At 74.6% G+C, this 4,140-nt stretch carries 3 protein-coding genes; all 3 read left to right on the forward strand.

Features of this window, described 5'->3' with window-relative positions; all coding sequences use genetic code 11:
• Positions 1-71 precede the first annotated feature (71 nt).
• A complete protein-coding gene (locus FRZ03_RS25870; protein WP_261399341.1) occupies positions 72-1,997 on the forward strand; it encodes a YfjP family GTPase in 1,926 nt (641 codons plus the stop codon).
• Between the two features lie 204 nt (positions 1,998-2,201).
• Positions 2,202-2,678, forward strand: a complete 477-nt coding sequence (locus FRZ03_RS25875; RefSeq protein ID WP_146467540.1) for a single-stranded DNA-binding protein — start codon at positions 2,202-2,204, stop codon at positions 2,676-2,678.
• 303 nt (positions 2,679-2,981) lie between these two features.
• Positions 2,982-4,140 (forward strand): Cys-Gln thioester bond-forming surface protein (locus tag FRZ03_RS25880; protein ID WP_186785615.1); only part of this gene is annotated, 1,159 nt, incomplete at its 3' end.

The following is a 4,140-nucleotide window of genomic DNA, read 5'->3' on the forward strand; positions in this document are numbered from 1 at the left end:
GTGTTTCTGGTGTTCCTGGTGGTTCTGGTGGTCCCGGGGGCTCCGGTGCTTCAGGTGTCTCGGCCGCCTCGGTGGTCACGAGGATCACGAATGCCCCGGGTGCCTCCGACGCGGGGTCGGGTCCGAAGGCCGCGCAGGTCACTTCCGCGGCGCCGGCCGCTTCAGCCCCGCCCAAGAACTCACCGGCCTCACCGGGCTCTTCCGCCTCACCGGCCTCAGGCACCTCACCGGCCTCACCGGACCCGGAGGCATCTGCCCCCGCCGATTCCGCCGGCGCGTGGGACGACGGTCTGATCGCCCGCCGTGTCACCGACACCTCCGCCACCCCCCTCACCGCAGGGCGGACCACCGCCCTGGAGCCGGCCCCGAGCCGTGGCCCGGGCGGTGCCGTCCCCCCGGTCCCGCTGGCCTACGAGGGGCCCCTGCGCTCCCGGCTGGACGCGCTGGGCGAACTCGTCGGCCTCTCCCGGGCCCGTCTGGACGGCCAGACCCTCGCCGAGGCGGGCCGGGTGCTGGACGAGGCGGCGGCGCGCCGCAAGCTGTCCGGCCGGCACACGGTCGTCGCCATCGCGGGCGCCACCGGCAGCGGCAAGTCACAGCTGTTCAACGCGCTTGCGGGAGTGGCGATCTCGGAGACGGGCGTACGGCGTCCGACCACCGCCTCGCCGATCGCGTGCAGTTGGAGCGACGGTGCCGCGGGCCTCATCGACCGGCTCGGCATCCCGGGCCGGCTGCGCCGCCGGCCGCTGCACAGCCCGGACGGCGAGAAGCAGCTGCGCGGCCTGGTCCTGATCGACCTGCCCGACCACGACTCCGCCGCCGTGGCGCACCGCGAACAGGTCGAGCGGATCCTGAAGCTGGTCGACGCGGTGATCTGGGTGGTGGACCCGGAGAAGTACGCCGACGCCGTGCTGCACGAGCGCTATCTGCGGCCCATGGCCGGGCACGCCGAGGTCATGTTCGTCGTCCTCAACCAGGTGGACCGGCTGCCCGGGGAGGCCGCCGACATGGTCCTGGACGACCTGCGGCGACTGCTGGACGAGGACGGGGTGGCACTCGGCGAGCACGGCGAGCCCGGGGCCACCGTGCTCGCGCTGTCCGCGCTCACCGGCGAGGGCGTCGGCGAACTGCGCGAGGCACTGGGCGAGTTCGTGACCGAGCGGGGGGCGGCGGCTCGCCGGGTCTCCGCCGATGTGGACGCCGCCGCGGCCGAGCTGCGGCCCGTCTACGCCGCCGGGCGCCGGGTCGGCCTCAGCGAGGAGGCGCGCGAGGAGTTCGCCGCGCGGCTCGCGGACGCGGTGGGCGCCACCGCGGCGGGCGACGCGGCCGAGCGGGCCTGGCTGCGCAACGCCAACCGGGCCTGCGGCACGCCCTGGCTGCGGCTGTGGCGCTGGTACCAGCGGCGCGGCACGGCCCCGACCGGCCGCCATCAGGTGCGCGTCCAGGCCGACGAGGAGGCGACGGCGCGGCAGCGGGTGGAGCAGGCGGTGCGTACGGTGGCCGACCGGGCGTCGGCGGGGCTGCCGGTGCCGTGGGCGCAGGCGGTGCGCGAGGCCGCCGTACGCGGTGCGCAGGGGCTGCCTGAGGCGCTGGACGAGCTGGCGGAGCGGGCCGGGGAGCCGTCCGGGCGGCCGTCGCGGCCGGGCTGGTGGCCGGCGGCGGTGCTGGTGCAGGCGGCGATGACGCTGGTGCAGATCGCCGGCGGGCTGTGGCTGGCCGGGCAGATCGCCGGGGTGATGGCGCCCAACCTGGGTGTTCCGGTGCTGCTGATGGTGTGCGGGATCGTCGGCGGGCCGCTGGTGGAGTGGGGGTGCCGGATGGCGGCGCGGGGGCCCGCGCGGCGCCATGGCCAGGACGCGGAACGGCGATTGCGGGAGGCGGCCGCGAGCTGTGGCCGGGCGCGGGTGCTGGATCCGGTGGCGGCGGAGCTGTTGCGGTACCGGGAGGTGCGGGAGCAGTACGGGAAGGTCGTGCGGGCGGACGCGGCGGTGGGTTGAATCCGGATTCCCCGGCGGGTCGGCACTCGTGTGGGTGACGGAGTTCTCCACAGGTCGGGGGCCGTCCACAGCGCTCGGCGGGCTCGGCCCGACGGAGGCAGTCTGAGGTCGTGGCAGACGCCGCCGTACGGGACGGGCCCGTACGTGTCGCCCGCCCGGCCCGCGTCGGCGGACCGCACGGGTGGGCGGAGGGGAGACAAGAAGATGAACGAGACCGTGGTGTGCGTGGTGGGCAACGTGGCGACCGCGCCGGTGTACCGGGAGCTGGCGGCGGGGCCGTCGCTCCGGTTCCGGCTCGCGGCCACCGCGCGCTACTGGGACCGCGAGAAGAACGCCTGGACGGACGGGCACACCAACTTCTTCACGGTGTGGGCCAACCGTCAGCTCGCCGCCAACGCGATGGCGTCGGTGGAGGTGGGCCAGCCGCTCGTCGTGCAGGGCCGGCTGAAGGTGCGCACGGACGGGCGGGAGGGGCAGCAGCAGTGGGCGTCGGCGGACATCGACGCCACGGCGATCGGACACGACCTCTCCCGGGGCACGGCGGTCTTCCGCCGTGCGGCCAAACCGGAGCCGCCCGCCGCGCGCCCCCGCCCGGAGCCCGACTGGGAGACACCGGGACCTGCGGCGACGGAGGACGGCGCCCCCGTCCAACAGGCGCCAGAACCAGCCACAGTGACGTGATGTCAGCTATCGGCCCGAGTGGATTTATCGATAAGCCCTGCTCACGTGCGGTCCGGCGATAACGATTCCGGATCGGATCAGCCGTCGGATCATCCGACCGGCGGGGGAGGTGCCGCCCGCTTCATAGGATGCCGGGCGTGCCCCTCGGGGCCGCGATTCTGCTGGTGGGACCTTCCCCCCACGTCCGACGGGTCCTGCTCGAAGGGGAATTCTGTGCTTGTTGCGCTCTCTGGGTTGTGCCGGTCCACCGCCGTGGCCCGCCTGGCCGCCACCGCCACGGTCTCCGGTCTCGTGGCGGCCGGGATGCTGTCCGGCGCGGGCACCGCCGCGGCCGACGCGGCACCGCAGACCGAGGGCGGGGCGACGGCCACCATCGACGGCCTGAAGACCTTCGGCGAGGCCGTGGTCCACGACGCGGGCGGCGACCAGCGGGTGTCCGCGGGGCTGTTCGAGATGTCCGTGGACGGCGGCGGCACCCTGCAGACGTACTGCGTCGACCTGCACAACCCGGTCCAGCGCGACGCCCACTACCAGGAGACGTCCTGGAGCGGCACCTCGCTCGGCGCGAACCGGGACGCCGGCAAGATCCGCTGGATCCTGCGGAACTCCTACCCCCAGGTCAACGACCTCGCCGCGCTCGCCCGCCGGGCCGGTACGCACGGCCTCACCGAGCAGGACGCGGCGGTCGGCACCCAGGTGGCGATCTGGCGGTACTCGGACCACGCCAAGGTCGACGCCGTGGACCCGCAGGCCGAGAAGCTCGCCGACTACCTGGAGCGCAGCGCGCGGAACAGCGCCGAGCCGCACGCCTCGCTGTCGCTGGACCCGCCCGCGGTCTCCGGCCGGCCCGGAAGCCTGGTGGGCCCGGTGACCGTGCACACCAACGCGAGCGCCGTCACGGTGATCCCGCCCGCGGGCGTGGCCGCCGGCGGCGCCCGGATCACCGACAAGGCCGGCAAGCCGCTCACGGTCGCGAAGAACGGCAGCCGGATCTACTTCGACATCCCGCAGGACGCGGCGGACGGCTCCGCCCAGCTGACCGTGCAGGCGTCGACGACCGTCCCGGTGGGCCGCGCGCTCACCTCCGACAGCCGCAGCCAGACCCAGATCCTGGCCGGCTCCAGCGAGTCCGCGGTCTCCGCGACGGCGACGGCCGGCTGGGCGGCGCAGGGCGCGATACCGGCGGTCTCGGCGCGCAAGAACTGCGCCAAGGGGACGGTGGACATCCTGGCCGTCAACAAGGGCGACCAGCCCTTCACCTTCCGCCTGATGGACACCGAGCACACCGTCCCGGCCGGCGCCACCCGCACCATCGGGGTCCCCCTCCAGGAGGACCAGGGCTACGACTTCACGATCACCGGCCCCGACGGCTTCAGCCGGCGCTTCACCGGCGTCCTGGACTGCAAGATCCAGGGCACGATCGTCTCGAAGACCACCACCCAGACCATGGGCGAGCCCACCC

Source organism: Streptomyces misionensis (assembly GCF_007896895.1).
Classification (GTDB): domain Bacteria; phylum Actinomycetota; class Actinomycetes; order Streptomycetales; family Streptomycetaceae; genus Streptomyces; species Streptomyces misionensis_A.